The following is an 18318-nucleotide window of genomic DNA, read 5'->3' as shown; positions in this document are numbered from 1 at the left end:
ATCATGACCAACTATTTCACAAAACCCACAGCTTTCTTAGCCTACGCTGTGCTCATCATTGCTACCTTTTGGGCTCTCTTCCCATCACTCTTTACCTCAGCAGACCCCACCCTGGGCACCGATGCAGCCTTACTTGCCCCCAGCTCACAGCACTGGTTTGGCACAGACTCGGTGGGCCGAGATCTCTACACCCGCGTCGTCTATGGTGCAAGGCACTCTCTACTGGGTGCTTTAATCGCTGTTGCTGTGGGGTTGGTGGTCGGAACTATCCTTGGAGTTCTAGCTGGAACCCTGAAGGGGGCCACTGACACCGTCCTGATGCGACTGGTAGATGTGCTCCTTTCCATTCCCTCCCTACTGCTAAGTCTCTCAATCCTCATCATCATGGGCTTTGGCACCACTAACGCTGCCATCGCCGTAGGTGTCACCTCCATCGCGCTCTTTGCCCGCCTGGTCCGCTCCCAGGTACTTTCCGTTGCCAACAGCGGCTATGTAGAGGCAGCCTACGGGCTAGGTAGCAGCACTTTCCGGGTGCTTACCAACCATATTCTGCCTAACTCCCTCACACCCGTCCTAGCCCTAGCTGCCCTTCAATTCGGCTCAGCCCTCCTGCAACTGGCAACCTTGGGCTTCCTTGGCTACGGCACACCCCCGCCCACCCCAGAGTGGGGGCTACTGATCGCTGATTCACGGGCCTATTTGGCAATAAGCTGGTGGCTGACCCTGCTACCGGGTGCCATTATTGTCGCAGTGGTCCTAGCTGCTAACCACCTGAGCCACATCATCACCAAGGAGGCTGCACGATGAGCCTACTCACTATCAAAGACCTCAATGTTAGCTACCAGACCAAGCAGGGCCCCGTCCAAGCCGTCCAGGGCGTGAACCTTACCGTTGAGGCCGGAAAAACCACCGCAATTGTGGGTGAATCAGGGTCCGGTAAATCCACCACAGCTCTAGCTATCATGGGGCTTTTAGCCAGCAATGCCAGCGTTACTTTCAGCAGCCTGGAACTAGCAGGCCAGCCCGTTACCTCAAAGATGCGGGGTACCCGCATCGGGCTCATTCCTCAAGATCCCACCAATTCCCTCAACCCCACCAAAACTATTGGTGCTTCTGTGGGGGAGGGGCTCAGAATTCACCGTCAAGATCAGGTCAAAGAAAAGGTTTTAGACCTTTTGGCGAAGGTTGGAATTGATGACCCCCAGCGCCGCTACCACCAGTACCCTCATGAGCTTTCAGGCGGTATGAACCAGCGTGTACTCATTGCAGCGGCCCTGGCTCTAGAACCAGATTTGCTGCTAGCTGATGAGCCCACTAGCGCCCTTGATGTGACCGTCCAAAAGGTGATTCTCGACTTGCTTGACACCATGCAAGAAGAACTGGGTATTGGGGTGCTCTTTATTACCCATGACCTTGCTGTAGCCGGTGATAGGGCCGACCATATTGTGGTGATGAACCAGGGCAAAATTGTTGAACAGGGCCCTGCGGCGAGCGTGTTGATTCAGCCCCAAGAAGGCTATACCCAACGGTTACTTCAAGACGCCCCCTCGCTGGTGACCGATATAGACTTAGGCACAGAACGCCAAGAGCACACAGCACATATTCCCTGGGGTGAGGACTCACAGCCCCTCTTAACTGTGGAGCATCTCACTCAACACTTTGGTGACTTTACAGCCCTACAAGACCTCACTTTTGACGTCCGCCGGGGGGCTACTCACGCCATTGTGGGTGAATCTGGCTCAGGTAAAACCACTGCTGGCCGAGCTATAGCCGGGTTATGCACCCCCACTGAGGGGACCTTGCTGCTTGATGGCCTGCCCCTTGGGCCGGGTAAAGAGCTTCGGCAAAAAGTGCAAATGGTCTACCAGAACCCTTATTCTTCGCTTAACCCCCGTCAAACTATTGGGGATGCGATCGGGGAAGGTTTACGCAACCTTACACAGCTCAGTAGGGGAGAGATTCGTAAGAAGGTGGCCCATTATTTAGATTTGGTGGCTCTGAGCCCTACTCTTCTTGACCGCCGCCCTCGGGAGCTTTCTGGTGGGCAGCGTCAGCGGGTGGCTATTGCCCGTGCCATGATTGTGGAACCTGAGCTGGTAGTTTTTGATGAGGCGGTTTCGGCTCTAGATGTTACTGTTCAGGCCCAGATTCTGCGGCTTTTGGATGAGGTCCAAAAGGAGCTGGGTTTGACCTATATTTTCATTTCCCACGATTTGGCGGTTGTCCGTCAGATTGCTGATACGGTATCGGTGCTCAGTCGCGGCCGCCAGGTGGAGTATGGGCCTACTGTTGAGGTCTTTAATAACCCTTCCCATGAATTTACTCGGACACTAATTGATGCTATTCCTGGCGCGAGCTACCGTCAGGGTCACCTCAACCTTGGCCTCTAGCTGGTTATCGATGGTAAGGACGTCTGATGACAATCGATATTATTAATTTTCTTTCTGCTACTGATCTACCTGAACGCAGTTTGCGCCCTCAGGCTGTAGAAAATGCACAGAAGTCGTTTGAGGCTTTGCTGGAGGGCGATTTACCTGAGCGGTATGCGGTGGCAGCTTTTGTTGCTGGTTTGCATCGCTCAAGCGCCTTTGAGTTTTATAGCGATCTTTTAGCTGATGAGAACCCAGAGCTGGTACCAGTTGTTGCCCATGCTGTTGAGGTTGCCTTAGCGGTGATGGGTCAGGGCCCTGCTCCTGCGGGGGTATCGGCTTGGGTTTCAACTCAGGGTCTTGCTGGTTTGTCTGCCCGGCTGGTTGCTGCTTTTGATTATGCCCACGATATGGTGTTTCACCCGGTGGATGCGACCGCTGAGGGGCTTGCTCCTTTGGCTCAGGTTTTTTCTGCCTCTGAGGTGGTTACTCTAGCTCAATTGGTGGCTTTTCTTACTTTTCAGTTGAGGGTTGTGCAGGGGCTCTCAGTTGTAGGGGCTCACTATTCTCAGGACGCCGGGAGCCAAGCACAGCGGTATGAGCCAGTTCCTTCTGGGGCTAGCGATGCTGCGGCCAATAAAGCTGTAGCTTCTTCTGCTAAGCGGCAGGCTTCTGGTTTAACTGGGGGAGTGTTCGACCTGATGACTTACCCCGATATTGTGCCTCCCACACGTTTTGTGCACCATTCTTTGGGCTGGAAGCCCTGGGTGCCTGCCCCTAGTAAGGATCAGCTGAGCCCTGAGCAGGTTCAAGCTATGATTCGCCCGGAGCGGGTGGGGTCTGCCTATTTTCGTTTACTGTCCTTGAACCCGGCTGCCTTAGAGGCCCGTACTTTGACTGATTTAGACATTTTTTACAATGTTTCTGGGGGTCTTGGGCGGGCTGAGCGTGAGCTTGCTGCCACTGTTGTTTCTCGCATGAATGGTTGCATTTTTTGTGCTTCTGTTCATGCCGGTCGCACTCTGGAAGAGTCCACAGGCAGGCTGGGTGATGTTGAGCGTCTACTTGACCAAGGGGCTGAAGCTGATTTGGGTAGCGCCTTGTGGAATGCGATAGGGGAGGCTGCGCGTGCGCTGACTCAAACGCCTCTTGCTTTTGGTCAGCAGCATGTTCAGAATCTTCGTGCTGTTGGTTTGGACTGCGCAGACATTATTGATGTGATTAATTCTTCGGCCTTCTTTAACTGGGCTAATCGTCTGATGCTGTCTTTGGGGGAACCTGAGGTGCCGATTCGTTTCCGGTAGCGGCCTAGGTTTATGGCCTGAATCCGGTCTTTTGGTTCTATAGGGCTGGTTAAATCACAGGATGGAGTTAAAGCAGTAACGGCCACTGGTAACAGTGGCCGTTGTAGGCGAGCGGCTGACGGGAATCGAACCCGCGTATCAGGCTTGGGAAGCGTGCGCTCTACCATTGAGCTACAGCCGCAAGAGAGGGGATGACGGGAATCGAACCCGCGTAATCAGTTTGGAAGACTGAGGCTTTACCATTAAGCTACATCCCCGCGTAGGGTGCCCAGCGTTGTGGACGTGTTCCAGTAAACCTGGTCGAGTGGGGCCTTGTCAAATTAGGGTGGTGTGGGCGTTTCTCAACACGCCCTGGGCGTAATTGGGGTGGGAGTTAGGTTTTAGACGGTGGAGGCGCTAAACTGGGTGGTGCCTTCCGTGCAAACGGGGTGTGGCGTAGCTTGGCTAACGCGCCTGCTTTGGGAGCAGGAGATCGCAGGTTCGAATCCTGTCACCCCGACGTGAAATAGAACGACCCGCCGGAAACGGCGGGTTTTTCTATAGAACGTTATATCTAACCCCACTCTTTTCCGGGTGGTGGTTCCAATCAAGTTATCAGGAGATCAACGGACGTGAAGACTGCCGTCGAGAAGATCAACCCGACCCTCGCAAAGATCGAGGTCGAGGTTCCCTTCGCTGAGTTCAAGACCTACCTTGACCGCACCTACAAGTCACTGGCTAACCAGATTTCGGTTCCCGGTTTCCGTAAGGGTAAGACCCCCAAGGCTCTCATCGATCAGCGTGCAGGCTTTGACTTTGTTGTTGAGAACGCCCTGAACGATGCTCTGAACAACTTCTACCAGCAGGCACTGGTTGAGAACGAGCTGACCCCCCTGGCGCAGCCCGAGCTTGACATTGTTTCTAAGCCTGAAGAGGGCAACCGTGAAGCAGACCTTAAGCTGACCATCGAGGTTACCGTCCGCCCCGAGGTTGAACTGCCTGACTACTCAGGTATCAAGGTTGAGGTCGCCAACGTAGAGGTCACCGAAGAAGATGAGCAGAAGGCTCTTGATGCCCTGCGTGGCCGCTTTGGCACTCTGAAGGCTGTTGAGCGCCCCGCCGCTAACGAAGACTTCCTGACCATCAACATTGCCGCTGAGATTGACGGCGAAGAGGTTGACGCTGCTAACGACCTGTCCTACCAGGTTGGCTCCGGCACCATGCTAGACGGTCTGGATGAGGCTGTTCTTGGCCTCTCCGCTGGTGAAGATGCAACTTTCGTCACCAAACTAGCTGGCGGCGAGCATGCTGGTGAAGAAGCAACCGTTAAGGTTGCGGTTACCGCTGTGAAGGAGCGCGAGCTTCCTGAGGCTGATGACGACTTCGCTCAGCTGGCATCAGAGTTCGACACCATTGCTGAACTGAAGGAAGACCTGAAGAAACAGGCTGCTGATTCAAAGGCTGCCGAGCAGGGTGTAGAGGCACGCGATAAGGTGCTTGATGCTCTGGTTGAAATGGTTGAAATCCCCGTTCCCGAGAAGGTTATTGAAGACCAGCTGGAGCAGCACTTCAAGGCTTCCGGTCAGGGTGAGGAGCACGAGAGCGACGAGCATCGTGCAGAGGTTCGTGAGAACACTGAGCGTGCCTTCAAGAACGAGATGATTCTTGACGCCATTGCTGAGAAGGAAGAAGTTTCTGTCGAGCAGTCAGAGCTCATTGATTACATCATCACCATGAGCCAGCAGTACGGCATGGACCCCAACCAGTTCGCTCAGATGCTTGATGGTTCAGGCCAGTCCGGCATGATCGTTGGCGAGGTTCGCCGTTCAAAGGCTCTGGCAGCTGTCCTGGCACAGGCTGAGGTTAAGGACGCAGACGGCAAGGCTGTTGACCTCTCCTCCTTCCTGGGTGAGACCGCAGACGCTGAGTAAGTTCTGCCTCTAAGGCGCTAAACTTTCTTTATGTAAACCCCCGCAGGGGCCCCGTGAGGGCTCTTGTGGGGGTTTTGTGCTGTCTAGGGGTAAATTCTTTGTGGGGTAAGGCCGGTGGCTCTTCCTTGCGTCCGCTCTTTAGGGGGGGAAACCAGAGGTGACCGGTAAATAAGTTAAAAAAATATTGCGTAATAGGGGTTTTTGGGTTGAAAAAGTAAGGTGAGGCTAACTATTCTTAGGTAAGTTGAGCCTTACATCTTGTTAAGGCCTACCCCGTATCATCCCATTTATAGATATAGGAAAACCCGTGAAGGCCAACCCTATCTCCCTGCTTGCAGCCACTTCCCTTCTAGCACTGGCGCTTACTGCTTGTGGCGCAGGTAGCACCGACGCATCTAAGGAATCTGCCGCGTCATCCTCAGCTTCTGTCAGTCAGTCAACCGGTACTGTTACTGTCACCGATAACTACGGTGATGTGACTGTTGCTGTGCCTCCCCAGAAAGTAGCAGCAACCGATAACCGCACTTTCGAGGTACTGGAGTCTTGGGGCGTTGACCTGGTGGCAGCCCCTCTTACACTGATTCCTGTGACTATTGAGACCTACAAGAACGATTCAGGAATTACCGATATTGGTACCCACCGTGAACCCAAACTTGAGCTACTTGCTGCTGAAGAACCAGAACTGATTATCGTTGGTCAGCGTTTCTCGCAGCACTACGAAGCTATCAAGGAGCTGAACCCCCAGGCAGCTATCGTAGATTTTGAGCCGCGCAAGGGCGAGCCCCTGGATGCTGAACTAAAACGCCAGGTCACAGCACTGGGTGAAATCTTTGGTAAGCAGGCTGAAGCTGATCAGCTTATCGCAGATTTTGATGCTGCACTCGCACGTGCCAAGGCAGCCTACGATGGTGAATCTACTGTCATGGCTGTGAACGTCTCAGGCGGTAACATCGGTTATATCGCGCCCTCTCTGGGGCGCACCTACGGGCCTGTCTTTGACCTTCTAGAGCTTAAGCCCGCCCTTGAGATTGAGAACGCCTCAAATAACCACAAGGGCGACGATATCTCTGTGGAGGCCATCGCAGAAGCTAACCCCGACTGGCTGCTGGTGCTAGACCGTGATGCTGGTACAACTGCTGATGAGGGCTCACCTGCGGCACAAGATGTCATTAACGATAGTGCCGCCTTGACCAAGGTCACCGCAATCTCTAAGAATCAGATTGTTTACGCTCCGGCTGATACTTATACCAATGAATCCATCATCACCTATACCGAGATTCTTAACGATTTTGCCGATCAGCTCGAAGCTGCCAAGTAAGGCACCTGCTACGAGGCTATAACCACGAATAGAGGAGTCACCCTGCTGCATGCGGCGGGGTGACTCCTTAAGGGCTTTTATGACGACCGTTGAAACAACCCGAGCAGGACGCACCAGAAACTCTCTGGTCAGTGGCAAGTTTCTGCTAGCTAGCTTGGCAATTATTGCCCTGCTTGTGCTCTCTCTTCTGACCGGGGAATACGATATTTTTAACCAGGCAGATGGGGCGGTTATGTTTGCCATTACCCGCATCCCTCGGACCATAGCCCTAGTGCTGGCTGGCGCCGCTATGGCCATGTGTGGGCTGGTGATGCAGATGCTGACCCAAAATAAGTTTGTGGAACCAACAACGACAGGTACCACCGAATGGGCCAGTCTGGGTCTGCTTTTTATGCTCTACTTTTTCCCTGCCGCCAACCTATTACAGCAGATGACAGCGGCAGTCGTCTTTGCCTTTATCGGGTCCATGGTCTTTTTCCTTTTCTTGCGGCGGGTTTCGCTTCGCTCTTCCCTGATCGTCCCGATTGTGGGCATGATGCTCGGTGCTGTTGTCTCAGCCTTCACTACCTTTTTCGCCCTACAAACTAACCTGCTTCAGAATCTTGGTGTGTGGTTTGCCGGCAGCTTCACCTCTGTCATTAGGGGGCAGTACGAGGTGCTGTGGGTGGTGCTGTTAGTGGTAGCAGCAATTTTTTGGTACGCCGATCGTCTAACAGTTGCCGGTCTGGGCCAGGAATTTGCCACCAACGTGGGTCTTAACTACGCCCAGATTATGCTGGTGGGCACCGCCCTGATTGCTATTGCTACCGGTGTGGTGACCGTGGTGGTAGGGGCCCTGCCTTTCTTGGGGCTGATTGTTCCTAATATTGTGAGCATGTTCCGTGGTGATGATTTACGGTCAAACCTACCCTGGGTGGCACTGACGGGCATCGGGGTAGTGACTGTCTGCGACCTGATAGGGCGCACCATTATCGCCCCCTTTGAAATCCCAGTATCGGTGATTTTGGGTATTGTCGGTGCCATTGTTTTCATCGGTTTGATTGTGAAGGGGCGCCCCCGTGCAGCAGCAGGTCAATAAGAAAAGCCGCGGGGCTGCGTCCGCACTGGCTGAACAGGTTACCGGTGCAGACGTCCGCCCCGCCTCCCGTAGGGCAGGTACGGCGCGCAGCGCTGGGGCTTTCAAAACCTCTGCTGCTGCCCGCACCTATTGGGTCTTACTGGCTGCGCTGACGGTTACTGCCGCCCTGGCAGCCTTTGGGCTTTTGGCCTACGCCAACCCCTTCGAGACGGGCACCCCCAAGTGGTGGCTTATTGCTGAGCGTCGCTCTAATGCCCTTATTGCTATGGCGGTGGCTGCTGTTTGCCAGGCTGTTGCCACGGTGGCCTTCCAAACAGTGACTAATAACCGTATTATCACCCCCGGCATTATGGGCTTTCAGGCTCTCTATGCTGCTATCCACACCGCCTCTATCTATCTTGCAGGCGCTGCCGGGCTGATTGCAGCTCGCACCCTTGAAACCTTTGTTTTCCAGCTACTGATGATGGTGGCCCTGAGCCTCTTGCTCTACTCCTGGCTGCTGACCGGCAAGCGGGCCAACATGCACGTGATGCTCCTGGTGGGTGTGGTGCTGGGTGGGGGACTGGGCTCAGTCTCCACCTTCATGCAACGCATGCTTACACCCAGTGAGTTCGATATTCTCACCGCCCGTCTCTTCGCCTCAGTCAATAATGCTGACCCTGCCTACTACCCGGTAGCCCTGCCCCTGGTGATTCTGAGCGTCCTAGTTCTCTACGCAAAATCCCGCACCCTCAATGCTCTCACCCTGGGGGCACCGGCAGCTACTAACTTGGGGGTCAACTACCGCCGGGAATCTATTATCGTGCTCATCCTTGTTGCGGTGATGATGGCTGTTTCAACTGCCCTGGTTGGCCCCCTAACCTTCCTGGGTTTTTTGGTAGCAACCCTCACCTACCAGTTCGCTGATACCTACGACCACCGCTACCTCTTTCCCATGGCCACGGTGCTCTCCTTTGCTATTTTGGCAATCTCCTACTTCATCATGAACCACATTTTCTCAGCCCAGGGAGTGGTAGGCATCATCATCGAACTCATTGGTGGCCTCACCTTCCTGATTGTGATTCTTCGAAAGGGCAAACTATGATTAGCCTCCACCAGGTCGCTAAAAGCTACTCCGGGCAAACCAATATCGGCCCAGTTGATGTGCACCTACCAGCAGGCGGCATCACTGCCCTGGTAGGCCCCAACGGTGCAGGTAAATCAACCCTGCTGACCATGATGGGGCGGCTACTTGATATTGACTCAGGAACTATCGAAGTTGGCGGCCTCAACGTAGCCACCACCAAATCTAAAGACCTTGCCAAAGTAGTTTCCATCCTGCGGCAGGAAAACCACTTCGTCACTAAGCTCACCGTACGCCAGCTGGTAGGCTTTGGGCGCTTCCCCTACACCGGTGGACGGCTCACCGCAGAGGACGAAGAAATCATCACCCGCTACATCGACTTCCTCAACCTCACCACCTTGGAAAACCGCTACCTGGATGAACTCTCTGGCGGCCAGCGTCAGCGGGCCTACGTGGCTATGGTGCTCTGCCAAGAAACTGATTACGTGCTTCTAGATGAGCCTCTCAATAACCTGGATATCTCCCATTCAGTGCAGATGATGCAGCACCTGCACAACGCTGCTCGTACCCTGGGGCGCACCATTATTGTTGTACTGCACGATATTAACTTTGCAGCCCGCTACGCTGACTACATTTGCGCCATCAAAGATGGCACACTGGCCAGCTTTGGAACCGTTGAAGAGATTATGCAAGATGATCTGCTCACTGATATTTTCAATACCCCCGTTCAGGTCATCCAGGGCCCTAACGGCCCTATTGCCTGCTACCACTAATACCTCTCTACCTGTTGGCTCTTCTTCACTGTCATAGGGCACATGCCAACAGCGAACTGAGGGGCAAAAGGCCCGTTTTGCTACCCCAAAAGCGATAACCTAAGTGTCAAGCAAATCTTTAGCACCGGCGTCCGCGCGGGTGCCGCAACCGACACAAGGAGCGGAACACATGTCCTTCACCCCTGAAGCACACCAGGCCCCCGCCATGGAAACCCCCATGGGTAGCCAGGACGACTACGTCTACAACCGCCTGCTTAAAGAACGTATCATCTGGCTGGGTTCTGAGGTGCGTGACTCGAACGCCAACCGTATCTGCTCCCAGCTGCTGCTGCTCTCAGCCGAAGACCCCGAGGCAGATATCTACCTCTACATCAACTCACCCGGCGGCTCAGTGACCGCAGGCATGGCCATCTACGACACCATGCAGCTCATCCCTAACGACGTTGTGACTGTAGTGACCGGCATGGCAGCCTCCATGGGCCAGTTCCTGCTTACCGCAGGTGCCCCCGGCAAGCGCTACGCCACCCCTAACGCCCGCATCCTCATGCACCAGCCCTCCGGCGGTATCGGCGGCACTGCCTCCGACATCCGCACCCAGGCCCAGCTCATTCTTGATATGAAGAAGCGCCTGAGCGAAATCACCGCAGAACGCACCGGCCAGACTGTTGAAACCATTCTGCGAGATAATGACCGCGATAACTGGTTCACCGCCGAAGAAGGCCTAGCCTACGGCTTCTTCGACAAGATTCTCGATAAGATCGGCCCGGCCACCAGCGCCACCGACAAGTAAACCGGCACAGAACTTTTAACAGGAGAAACGAATGATTCACCTTCCTTCATCAACCGCACCTGCCGGTATGCCCACCAGCCGCTACGTGCTGCCCAACTTCGAAGAACGCACCCCCTACGGTTACAAGCGCCAGGACCCTTACGCCAAGCTCTTTGAAGACCGCATCATCTTCTTGGGGGTGCAGGTCGATGACGCCTCCGCAGACGACATCATGGCCCAGCTGCTAGTGCTCGAATCGCAGGACCCTGACCGTGACATCACCCTCTACATCAACTCACCCGGTGGTTCTTTCACCGCAATGACCGCTATCTACGACACCATGCAGTACATTCGCCCTGAGATTCAGACCGTCTGCCTGGGCCAGGCCGCCTCAGCTGCCGCCGTCCTGCTGGCAGCCGGTACCCCCGGTAAGCGTCTTGCCCTGCCCAACGCCCGTGTGTTGATCCACCAGCCGGCCCTTTCCGGTCAGCAGGGTGGCCAGGCCTCCGACATTGAGATTCACGCTAATGAGGTGATGCGCATGCGCGAGTGGACCGCCCAGACCCTGGCCCTGCACTCCGGCAAAACCTTTGAAGAGGTCGATAAGTCCATCGAGCGTGACAACATCCTAACTGCCAAGGACGCCCTGGACTACGGCATCGTTGACCAGGTACTAGAATCACGCAAGGCTGTTAAGCCCTCCTTCAACACCGCCCAGAAGCACGACTAAGTTCTCTTAGGCTCCTCATCGGTGCGGACGCCGCCCCGCCGCCCCTGCCCCGTAGCAGGTTAGGGCAGGGGCGGCGTCCGTCGTATCCCCTTATTCATTGGCCGGTAGGGGAATAACCCCGCCTCGCTTTTCTGTTAAGTCATCAAGACGTAACCTTGCCCAAATCGTCATATCTTGGGATAGACAGGTTTTCACGGTAGATTAGGAAGAAGAACCCAAGGAAAGGTAAGGTCTATGGCTCGGCTAGGCGATAGCACCACTCTTCCCAAATGCTCATTTTGCGGGAAGAACCAGCGACAGGTTCGAAAACTGATCGCCGGCCCCAATATTTACATCTGTGATGAGTGCATCGAACTGTGCAACGAGATTCTTGAAGAAGAACTCGCAGATGTAAAAGATTTGGGTGCCGTTGAAGAGCTACCCACCCCGCGTGAAATCTTTGACCACATGCAGGAGTACGTCATCGGCCAGGAGGCCGCCAAACGTGCACTTGCTGTTGCCGTCTACAACCACTACAAGCGGATCCGGGCCCAGCAAAGCTCTGCCTTTGAAGCCAAGGAACTACTAGCTACTGAGGGTGAAGACGTAGAGATAGCTAAGTCCAACATCCTCTTGGTGGGCCCCACAGGCTCCGGTAAAACCTACCTGGCTCAGACTCTAGCCAAAAAACTTAACGTGCCTTTCGCCGTTGCCGATGCAACCAGCCTAACTGAGGCCGGTTATGTGGGTGAGGACGTAGAAAACATTCTGCTCAAGCTCATCCAAGCTGCAGATGGCGATATTGAAAAAGCTGAGCGCGGCATTATCTACATTGATGAAATCGACAAGATTTCCCGCAAGGCAGATAACCCCTCTATCACTCGAGATGTATCGGGCGAGGGCGTGCAGCAGGCCCTACTGAAAATCCTTGAAGGTACTGAGGCTGCTGTACCCCCGCAGGGTGGCCGTAAGCACCCTCAACAGGATTTCATCAAGATCAATACGGCCAACATTCTTTTCATCGTTGCCGGGGCTTTTGCCGGTATTGAAGAGATTGTGGGCGGCCGTGTGGGCCGTAAGGGCATCGGCTTTGGTGCTTCTATCGACCGGGCTGCTCAAGAGAGCGATATTCTTACTAAGCTCATGCCTGAAGACCTACTGAAGTTTGGTCTGATTCCTGAATTTATCGGCCGTCTACCAGTGCTGGCTACCTTGGGCAAGCTCACTGAGTCTGATCTCAAGCGGATTCTGACTGAGCCTAAGAATGCCCTGGTCAAGCAGTATAAGCGCATGTTTGCCCTTGATGGGGTAGAACTGATTTTTGAGGACGCCGCCGTGGCAGCTATCGCCCGCCAGGCTGTTGAACGGGACACCGGGGCCCGCGGTTTGCGTTCCATTATGGAGTCAATCTTGCAGCCGGTCATGTTCGATGTGCCTAGCCGCTCTGATGTCACCTCAGTCATTATTGATGAGGCAGTTGTGGCAGGGGAGAAGGACCCTATTCTGGTGCTAGAAGCCTCTGAGAAAAAATCTGCTTAAAGATTCCCCGCTGTCGGTAGACTGATGACCGGCAGCGGGCTCTTATGATGGAACCCTGAATGAAAGGACACCCCGTGGCTGAACATACTATCGATTTTTGGTTTGACCCTACCTGCCCCTGGTGCTGGATGACCTCCCGCTGGATTAAAGAGGTTGAAACCCAGCGCGAGGTGAAGGTCACCTGGCACCCCTTCTCCCTGGCCGTCCTCAATGAGGGCCGCGACCTTGACCCTGACTACCGCAAGCACATTGAGAATACTTGGGGCCCGGCCCGGGTGGCTACTGCGGTAGCTGAGAAGTACGGTCAGGAAAAAGTTGATGAATTCTATACTGCCATCGGGGAGCAGATTCACCCTGGGGGAAATAAGGAAGGCACTTACTTTGAGAAGGCCATTGAGGCTGCCCTGGCTGAGGTTGGCCTGCCTGGAGAGCTTGCCCAGCTTGCTTTCAGTGAGGAATACGATGAGCAGATGCGGGCCTCTACTCGGGCAGGTCTTGAGGCCGCTGGGGGAGATGACATTGGGGTTCCCCTCATGAGCGTCAATGGTGTTACTTTCTTTGGGCCGGTGATGTCCCCGGCCCCTACCGGTGAAGAGGCTGGGAAAGTTTTTGACGGTGCTGTAGCTTTAGCCTCTTACCCAGGTTTCTTTGAGCTCAAGCGACCCCGCACTGTTGGCCCGATTTTCAACACCGAAAAGTAGTAGCGGGCGGCGCTTTATACCCCTGTTACTGAATACACGAAAGGCCCGGTTCCAGAAGCGCTGGAACCGGGCCTAATCTTTTGAGACGCAACTACGTCAGGGCCTGTATACCCCCCGCAGGCGGCTGGCTGGGGCTGGCATGAATTGAGCGAGCGCCCCAGCGCGAGCTCAAGAAGGTTAGCAGCCTAGGGGGTATGCAGGCCCCATAACATTAGTTTTAGTCCTCAGTAATGAGCACAACGTCGGTGACAGCCAGCTCGCCCTCTGCTTCGGTGAGGGTGAGGTCGCGGGCGTTACCTGCGGCCTTGAGGTCACCCAGACCGCCGCGGATGCGGGTAAGGTCGTCCGCTGAACCGGTGATGGTTGCAGTTTCAACCTCTGTGCGCTGCTTGACCTGGGCCTCTGACTTGGCCTTACGCAGACCACCCAGAGCAGCGGCAACGGTGGGCAGGACGGCCGGGTCGGCGTCCGCTACGGCGGTAGCAAAACCATCGGTGGTGGGCCAGGGCGCGCGGTGGACCGAGCCTGCTCGCCACCAGGACCAAATCTCGTCGGTGACGAAGGGTAGGAAGGGGGCGAAAAGGCGCAGCATGGCGTCCAAGGTGGTGGCCAGAGCCGCAAGAACAGAGGCCTGTTCTGCTTCGCCGACGTTACCGTAGGCACGGTCCTTGATGAGTTCAACAAAGTCGTCGGTGAAGTGCCAGAAGAAGGTCTCAGAGATCTGCAGGGCACGGGCGTACTCGTAGTTCTCAAAAGCGGCGCTGGCCTCTTCAACTAGGGCAGCTAGACGGGCTAGCAGGGAGCGGTCCAGCTCATTGGTGAGGACGCCCGCGGCAGCCGGGTCGGTGATGACCGAGTTGGCGGTAGCACCTAAACCGAGTACGAATTTAGAGGCGTTGAGCAGCTTGATAGCCAGGCGGCGACCAATCTTCATCTGGGCCTCATCGTAGGCGGTATCGGCACCCAGCTTGGCGCTGGCAGCCCAGTAGCGCACGGCGTCCGAACCGTACTTTTCTAGAACCTCGTTGGGTACCACGACGTTACCCTTGGACTTGGACATCTTCTTGCGGTCTGGGTCCAGGATCCAGCCGGAAAGGGCGGTGTCGGTCCAGGGCACGGACTTTTCCAGGGAGTTGGAGCGTACCACGGTGGAGAAGAGCCAGGTGCGGATAATGTCATGACCCTGGGGGCGCAGGTCCATGGGGAAGGTGACCTTGTGCAGGTTCTCGTCCACGGCCCAACCGGTAGCAATCTGCGGGGTCAGCGATGAGGTGGCCCAGGTATCCAGGACGTCGGGGTCAGCGATGAAGCCACCGGGTAGGCCGCGCTGCTCTTCGGTGTAGCCGGGGGCAGGCTCTGCGGCAGGGTCAACAGGGAGCATCTCTTCGCTGGGGATGATGGGCTCATCGTAGTTGGGTTCACCATCGGCATCGAGTTTGTACCAGATGGGGAAGGGCACGCCGAAGAAGCGCTGACGAGAAATGAGCCAGTCGCCGTTCAGGCCCTCAACCCAGTTCTCGTAGCGAGAGCGCATGAAGGCCGGGTGCCAGGTGATGTTGCGGCCGCGTTCAATCAGGGCCTCACGGCGTTCGGCGTCACGGCCACCGTTACGGATGTACCACTGGCGGGAGGCCACGATTTCCAGGGGCTTATCGCCCTTTTCGTAGAACTTGACCGGGTGGGTGATGGGCTTGGGGTCGCCGTCCATTTCGCCGGCTTCAACCAGCATTTCAATAACGGTCTTCTGGGCGGTGAAGACGGTGGTACCAGCCATACGCTCGTAGCGTTCGCGGCCCTCAGCAGAGGTAATCCACTCGGGGGTGTCGGCGGAGAAGCGACCGTCACGGCCGATGAGGGCGCGAGTGGGTAGCTGCAGTTCACGCCACCAGGTGACGTCGGTGGTGTCACCGAAGGTACAAATCATGGCGATACCGGCGCCCTTATCGGGCTGGGCCAGAGGGTGGGCCTTGATCTCAACTTCTACACCGAAGAGGGGCGAGGTGACCTTGGTGCCAAAGAGGGGCTTGTAGCGCTCATCATCGGGGTGGGCAACCAGGGCTACACAGGAGGGCAGAAGTTCGGGGCGGGTGGTTTCGATCCAGACCTTTTCGCCGTTCTCTCGGTGGAAGGAGATGCGGTGGTAGGCGCCGGGGCGTTCCTTATCTTCAAGTTCTGCCTGGGCAACTGCGGTGCGGAAGGTGACATCCCACATGGTGGGTGCTTCTGCCATGTAAGCATCCCCGCTTGCCAGGTCGTTGAGGAAGGCCAGCTGGGAGACCTTGCGGGAGTGGGCGTCGATGGTGCGGTAGGTGTGCGACCAGTCAACGGAAAGACCCAGGGTGGTGAAGAGCTCTTCGAAGACCTTTTCGTCTTCTACTGCCAGGATTTCACACAGTTCGATGAAGTTTCTGCGGGAAATGCGGGGCCAGTCGCGCTGGTTCTTGGCCGGCTTTTCAGGAGCTGTGAAATCAGGGTCGTAGGGGATTGCGGGGTCGCAGAGAACCCCATAGTAGTTCTGTACGCGGCGTTCGGTGGGCAGGCCGTTATCGTCCCAACCCAGGGGGTAGAAGACGTTCTTACCCTTCATGCGCTGGTAGCGGGCGATGACGTCGGTCTGGGTGTAGGAGAACATGTGACCGACGTGCAGGGAGCCGGACGCGGTCGGCGGCGGGGTATCGATGGAGTAGACCTGCTCGCGGGTGGTGTTCGTATCGAAAGCGTAGGTCTTGTTGGCGGCCCAGTTCTCGGTGAACTTCTTTTCGAGGCCTTCAAGGCCGGGCTTTGTGGGGACGGTAATTTCTACGGTGTTTTCTGCGGGCGTGTCTGTGCCCTGGTTGATTTCAGCCATGGTGCCTATTCTCTCACGGATAGATTTCTTATGCAGGTCAGATTGACTACAGTCAGCGGGAGAACTCCGTCCACTGGGTAAAAACCCTTGAGCCCTCTAGTAGCTCTTAGCGCTTAACCGCTACAGCCTCAAAGGTCTGGGCCGGTTCAACGTAGGCCTGCTGGGATTCAACCAGTTGCAGTTCACGCTGGCCTGAGGCCAGGGTGTTCTTCAGCAGCTCGTAGACGCTGGCGGTGGTCAGCTCCAGGGCCTCTTTCAGGCTCTTACCTGAGGCGAAGTGGGAGGCAAAGAGGGCCTGGGTGACGTCCCCTGAGCCGTTGGCTTTCATAGGCAGGCGCGGTGTAGTAATCAGCCAGGCTTCATCACCTGAAACAGCTAGCATCTGAATGGAATCTTCAGGGGTTTCAGGGGTGTTGACGCTGGTGACCAGCACGGTCTGGGGGCCAATCTTCTGGGCGGCAGCCACAGAGTCGAGTACCTCATCCATGGTCTTGGGGTCGGTGCCGGTCACAAAACCTAGTTCGAACTGGTTGGGGGTGATGATGTCGGCGTGCTGAATCACACGGTCACGAATCAGCTCTTGCACCTCTGGGGAGACAAAGCAGCCGCTGGTGGCGTTACCTAGTACCGGGTCGCAGGAGTAGAGGACCTTGGGGTTTGCCGCCCGGGCTTTGGCAACGGCATCGAGGATGGCATCGCCAATCGATGAGCCACCCTGGTAGCCAGAAATGACCAGGGCAGTGTCGGTCAGGCCGCCCCGCTCTTCAATGCCGGTGACAATCTCACGGACGTCATCGCCTGAGATGAGTGGGCCACGCCAGGCCCCGTAGCCGGTGTGGTTTGAGAACAGAACAGTGTTGACGGGCATGACCTCGTGGCCAAGGCGCTGCAGGGGAAAAACGGCGGCTGAATTACCTACGTGGCCGTAGGCAACAGCAGACTGAATAGACAAAATACGCATAGTTACCATTGTGGCACGCCCCGGGCTGTGCCCTGGGCAGGTGCGGCCGGCGTCCTTACCGCTAGTTACCCCTGGTTACCTCTAGCGGTCACCGCATCAAGGGCCGCTAACGGTTGCCCGCCCACACCCCAGTCGGTGCGCGGCACCTCATTGAGCATCACCCACACTGAACTCTCTTTAGTTCCCATCACCCGGGCATAAGTGCGGGTGAGCTCAGCAATGAGTTCTGCTTTTTTCTCCTCAGACTGGGCCGAGGCGTACGAGACGTTAATGAGGGGCATCATCTTCTCCTTGGTAATACTTGCACCCAAGTTTAGCGGCGCATCGGGCCAGCTAGCGTCTTTGAGTGCCCACCAGACTCTCGGAGTGCTTATCTCTCTGGTGGGCGGTGCAAGATTCTTGTGGACACTCAGTTCAGCTGCGTCATACTGCGCCGCAGCTTCACCACTTTTACTGCATCCACAACACCCCAAGGCGCAAACCGCTCTCCACAGGAGACACCTACCTGGTGGTATTCATCTGATGTTACTAATAATCTGAACATGAAAACACCGGAAGAAATTGCTATGGCTGTGCAGACTACAGAGGATTTATCTGCACGAGGCATGAACAAAGACGCCCTCGCCCGTGCAGTCGCTCGTGGCCAGTACCGGCGGCTTGGCTACGCAAGCTACATAGAAAGTACCTTCTATTCTCAGCTTTACCCTAGTCAACAGTATCTGGCTCAGATTATTGGGTTTGGCAGAAGCCGACTCAAAACCTCGGTCTTGTCCCACTCTTCAGCGGCAGCGGTTCATGATATGTGGTTACTCCATACACCTACTTCTATTCATACAGTGGGTCAGTCTCATGGGAAGGGACTGTCAGGAAAACGGTGTAAACCCTCCCAACCCCAACAGGAGAAAATAACACCATGACAACAGAACACCAACTCGCCCAAAACCTCATCACCCAAGCCAAAGAACAAGGCCTAGAC

At 55.7% G+C, this 18318-nt stretch carries 15 protein-coding genes and 3 tRNA genes; 13 read left to right on the top strand and 5 right to left on the bottom strand.

Annotated features, from left to right (window positions below; translation table 11 throughout):
* The first annotated feature begins 3 nt into the window (after positions 1 to 3).
* From ACEE09_RS06875 to ACEE09_RS06865, 3 genes are read left to right on the top strand one after another with little or no spacing between them, the layout of a single operon-like run.
* Positions 4 to 807 carry an ABC transporter permease gene (locus ACEE09_RS06875; protein ID WP_449083279.1) on the top strand — a complete coding sequence of 268 codons (804 nt, stop codon included), beginning with the start codon at positions 4 to 6 and terminating at the stop codon, positions 805 to 807.
* Entirely contained in the window at positions 804 to 2390 is a 1587-nt protein-coding gene (locus tag ACEE09_RS06870; protein ID WP_449083278.1) for a dipeptide ABC transporter ATP-binding protein, read from the top strand. Before ACEE09_RS06875 ends, ACEE09_RS06870 begins: the two co-directional genes overlap by 4 nt.
* 26 nt (positions 2391 to 2416) lie before the next feature.
* Positions 2417 to 3673, top strand: a complete 1257-nt coding sequence (locus ACEE09_RS06865; RefSeq protein ID WP_449083276.1) for an alkylhydroperoxidase domain protein — start codon at positions 2417 to 2419, stop codon at positions 3671 to 3673.
* Positions 3674 to 3783: 110 nt separating this feature from the next.
* Here the strand turns inward: ACEE09_RS06865 and ACEE09_RS06860 are convergent.
* Positions 3784 to 3854, bottom strand: a tRNA-Gly gene (locus ACEE09_RS06860).
* 5 nt (positions 3855 to 3859) lie between these two features.
* Positions 3860 to 3930 (bottom strand) — tRNA-Gly (locus ACEE09_RS06855).
* 167 nt (positions 3931 to 4097) lie between these two features.
* Here ACEE09_RS06855 and ACEE09_RS06850 point away from each other — a divergent pair.
* The 10 genes from ACEE09_RS06850 (at position 4098) to ACEE09_RS06805 (ending at position 13533) form a co-directional block, all read left to right on the top strand.
* Positions 4098 to 4172: transfer RNA gene (locus ACEE09_RS06850), tRNA-Pro, on the top strand.
* Positions 4173 to 4284: 112 nt separating this feature from the next.
* Positions 4285 to 5583, top strand: a complete 1299-nt coding sequence (gene tig / locus ACEE09_RS06845) for a trigger factor (protein WP_449083274.1) — start codon at positions 4285 to 4287, stop codon at positions 5581 to 5583.
* Positions 5584 to 5890: 307 nt separating this feature from the next.
* The gene (locus ACEE09_RS06840) at positions 5891 to 6901 is read left to right on the top strand and encodes a siderophore ABC transporter substrate-binding protein (RefSeq protein ID WP_449083272.1); all 1011 of its coding nucleotides are present in this window, start codon (positions 5891 to 5893) and stop codon (positions 6899 to 6901) included.
* A 79-nt stretch (positions 6902 to 6980) separates the two neighbouring features.
* Positions 6981 to 7979, top strand: coding sequence for an ABC transporter permease (locus ACEE09_RS06835; protein ID WP_449083270.1), 999 nt, complete (start codon positions 6981 to 6983; stop codon positions 7977 to 7979).
* Positions 7960 to 9063 (top strand): iron chelate uptake ABC transporter family permease subunit, encoded by a 1104-nt coding sequence (locus ACEE09_RS06830; RefSeq protein WP_449083268.1) that lies wholly within the window; start codon positions 7960 to 7962, stop codon positions 9061 to 9063. The genes ACEE09_RS06835 and ACEE09_RS06830 overlap by 20 nt, the downstream gene beginning before the upstream one ends.
* Entirely contained in the window at positions 9060 to 9815 is a 756-nt protein-coding gene (locus ACEE09_RS06825; RefSeq protein ID WP_449083266.1) for an iron ABC transporter ATP-binding protein, read from the top strand. The genes ACEE09_RS06830 and ACEE09_RS06825 overlap by 4 nt, the downstream gene beginning before the upstream one ends.
* Before the next feature lie 169 nt (positions 9816 to 9984).
* The gene (locus ACEE09_RS06820; RefSeq protein WP_421083035.1) at positions 9985 to 10605 is read left to right on the top strand and encodes an ATP-dependent Clp protease proteolytic subunit; all 621 of its coding nucleotides are present in this window, start codon (positions 9985 to 9987) and stop codon (positions 10603 to 10605) included.
* A gap of 31 nt (positions 10606 to 10636) precedes the next feature.
* Positions 10637 to 11314 (top strand): ATP-dependent Clp protease proteolytic subunit, encoded by a 678-nt coding sequence (locus ACEE09_RS06815; RefSeq protein WP_449083264.1) that lies wholly within the window; start codon positions 10637 to 10639, stop codon positions 11312 to 11314.
* A gap of 234 nt (positions 11315 to 11548) precedes the next feature.
* Positions 11549 to 12832 carry an ATP-dependent Clp protease ATP-binding subunit ClpX gene (clpX, locus tag ACEE09_RS06810; protein ID WP_449083262.1) on the top strand — a complete coding sequence of 428 codons (1284 nt, stop codon included), beginning with the start codon at positions 11549 to 11551 and terminating at the stop codon, positions 12830 to 12832.
* Between the two features lie 59 nt (positions 12833 to 12891).
* The gene (locus tag ACEE09_RS06805; protein ID WP_449083260.1) at positions 12892 to 13533 is read left to right on the top strand and encodes a mycothiol-dependent nitroreductase Rv2466c family protein; all 642 of its coding nucleotides are present in this window, start codon (positions 12892 to 12894) and stop codon (positions 13531 to 13533) included.
* 217 nt (positions 13534 to 13750) lie between these two features.
* On the opposite strand, the gene valS is transcribed toward ACEE09_RS06805, so the two are convergent.
* The 3 genes from valS to ACEE09_RS06790 all read right to left on the bottom strand — a co-directional run bounded on the left by valS (position 13751) and on the right by ACEE09_RS06790 (position 17653).
* A complete protein-coding gene (gene valS / locus ACEE09_RS06800; RefSeq protein WP_449083258.1) occupies positions 13751 to 16381 on the bottom strand; it encodes a valine--tRNA ligase in 2631 nt (876 codons plus the stop codon).
* Between the two features lie 106 nt (positions 16382 to 16487).
* Positions 16488 to 17342, bottom strand: coding sequence for a pyridoxal kinase PdxY (gene pdxY, locus ACEE09_RS06795; RefSeq protein ID WP_449083256.1), 855 nt, complete (start codon positions 17340 to 17342; stop codon positions 16488 to 16490).
* Positions 17343 to 17407: 65 nt separating this feature from the next.
* Positions 17408 to 17653, bottom strand: coding sequence for a tautomerase family protein (locus ACEE09_RS06790; RefSeq protein WP_449083254.1), 246 nt, complete (start codon positions 17651 to 17653; stop codon positions 17408 to 17410).
* Positions 17654 to 18318 lie beyond the last annotated feature (665 nt).

Source organism: Rothia sp. 88186D007BW, assembly GCF_053544215.1.
This window is presented reverse-complemented; position numbering and strand designations above follow the sequence as displayed.

Excerpts from the sequence above, each read along its gene's own strand:
- ACEE09_RS06865 (WP_449083276.1), top strand. The coding sequence starts at position 2,417 with ATGACAATCGATATTATTAATTTTCTTTCTGCTACTGATCTACCTGAA.
- ACEE09_RS06820 (WP_421083035.1), top strand. The coding sequence starts at position 9,985 with ATGTCCTTCACCCCTGAAGCACACCAGGCCCCCGCCATGGAAACCCCC.
- valS (WP_449083258.1), bottom strand. The coding sequence starts at position 16,381 with ATGGCTGAAATCAACCAGGGCACAGACACGCCCGCAGAAAACACCGTA.
- ACEE09_RS06870 (WP_449083278.1), top strand. The coding sequence starts at position 804 with ATGAGCCTACTCACTATCAAAGACCTCAATGTTAGCTACCAGACCAAG.
- ACEE09_RS06835 (WP_449083270.1), top strand. The coding sequence starts at position 6,981 with ATGACGACCGTTGAAACAACCCGAGCAGGACGCACCAGAAACTCTCTG.
- ACEE09_RS06815 (WP_449083264.1), top strand. The coding sequence starts at position 10,637 with ATGATTCACCTTCCTTCATCAACCGCACCTGCCGGTATGCCCACCAGC.
- ACEE09_RS06805 (WP_449083260.1), top strand. The coding sequence starts at position 12,892 with ATGAAAGGACACCCCGTGGCTGAACATACTATCGATTTTTGGTTTGAC.
- ACEE09_RS06825 (WP_449083266.1), top strand. The coding sequence starts at position 9,060 with ATGATTAGCCTCCACCAGGTCGCTAAAAGCTACTCCGGGCAAACCAAT.
- ACEE09_RS06875 (WP_449083279.1), top strand. The coding sequence starts at position 4 with ATGACCAACTATTTCACAAAACCCACAGCTTTCTTAGCCTACGCTGTG.
- pdxY (WP_449083256.1), bottom strand. The coding sequence starts at position 17,342 with ATGCGTATTTTGTCTATTCAGTCTGCTGTTGCCTACGGCCACGTAGGT.
- clpX (WP_449083262.1), top strand. The coding sequence starts at position 11,549 with ATGGCTCGGCTAGGCGATAGCACCACTCTTCCCAAATGCTCATTTTGC.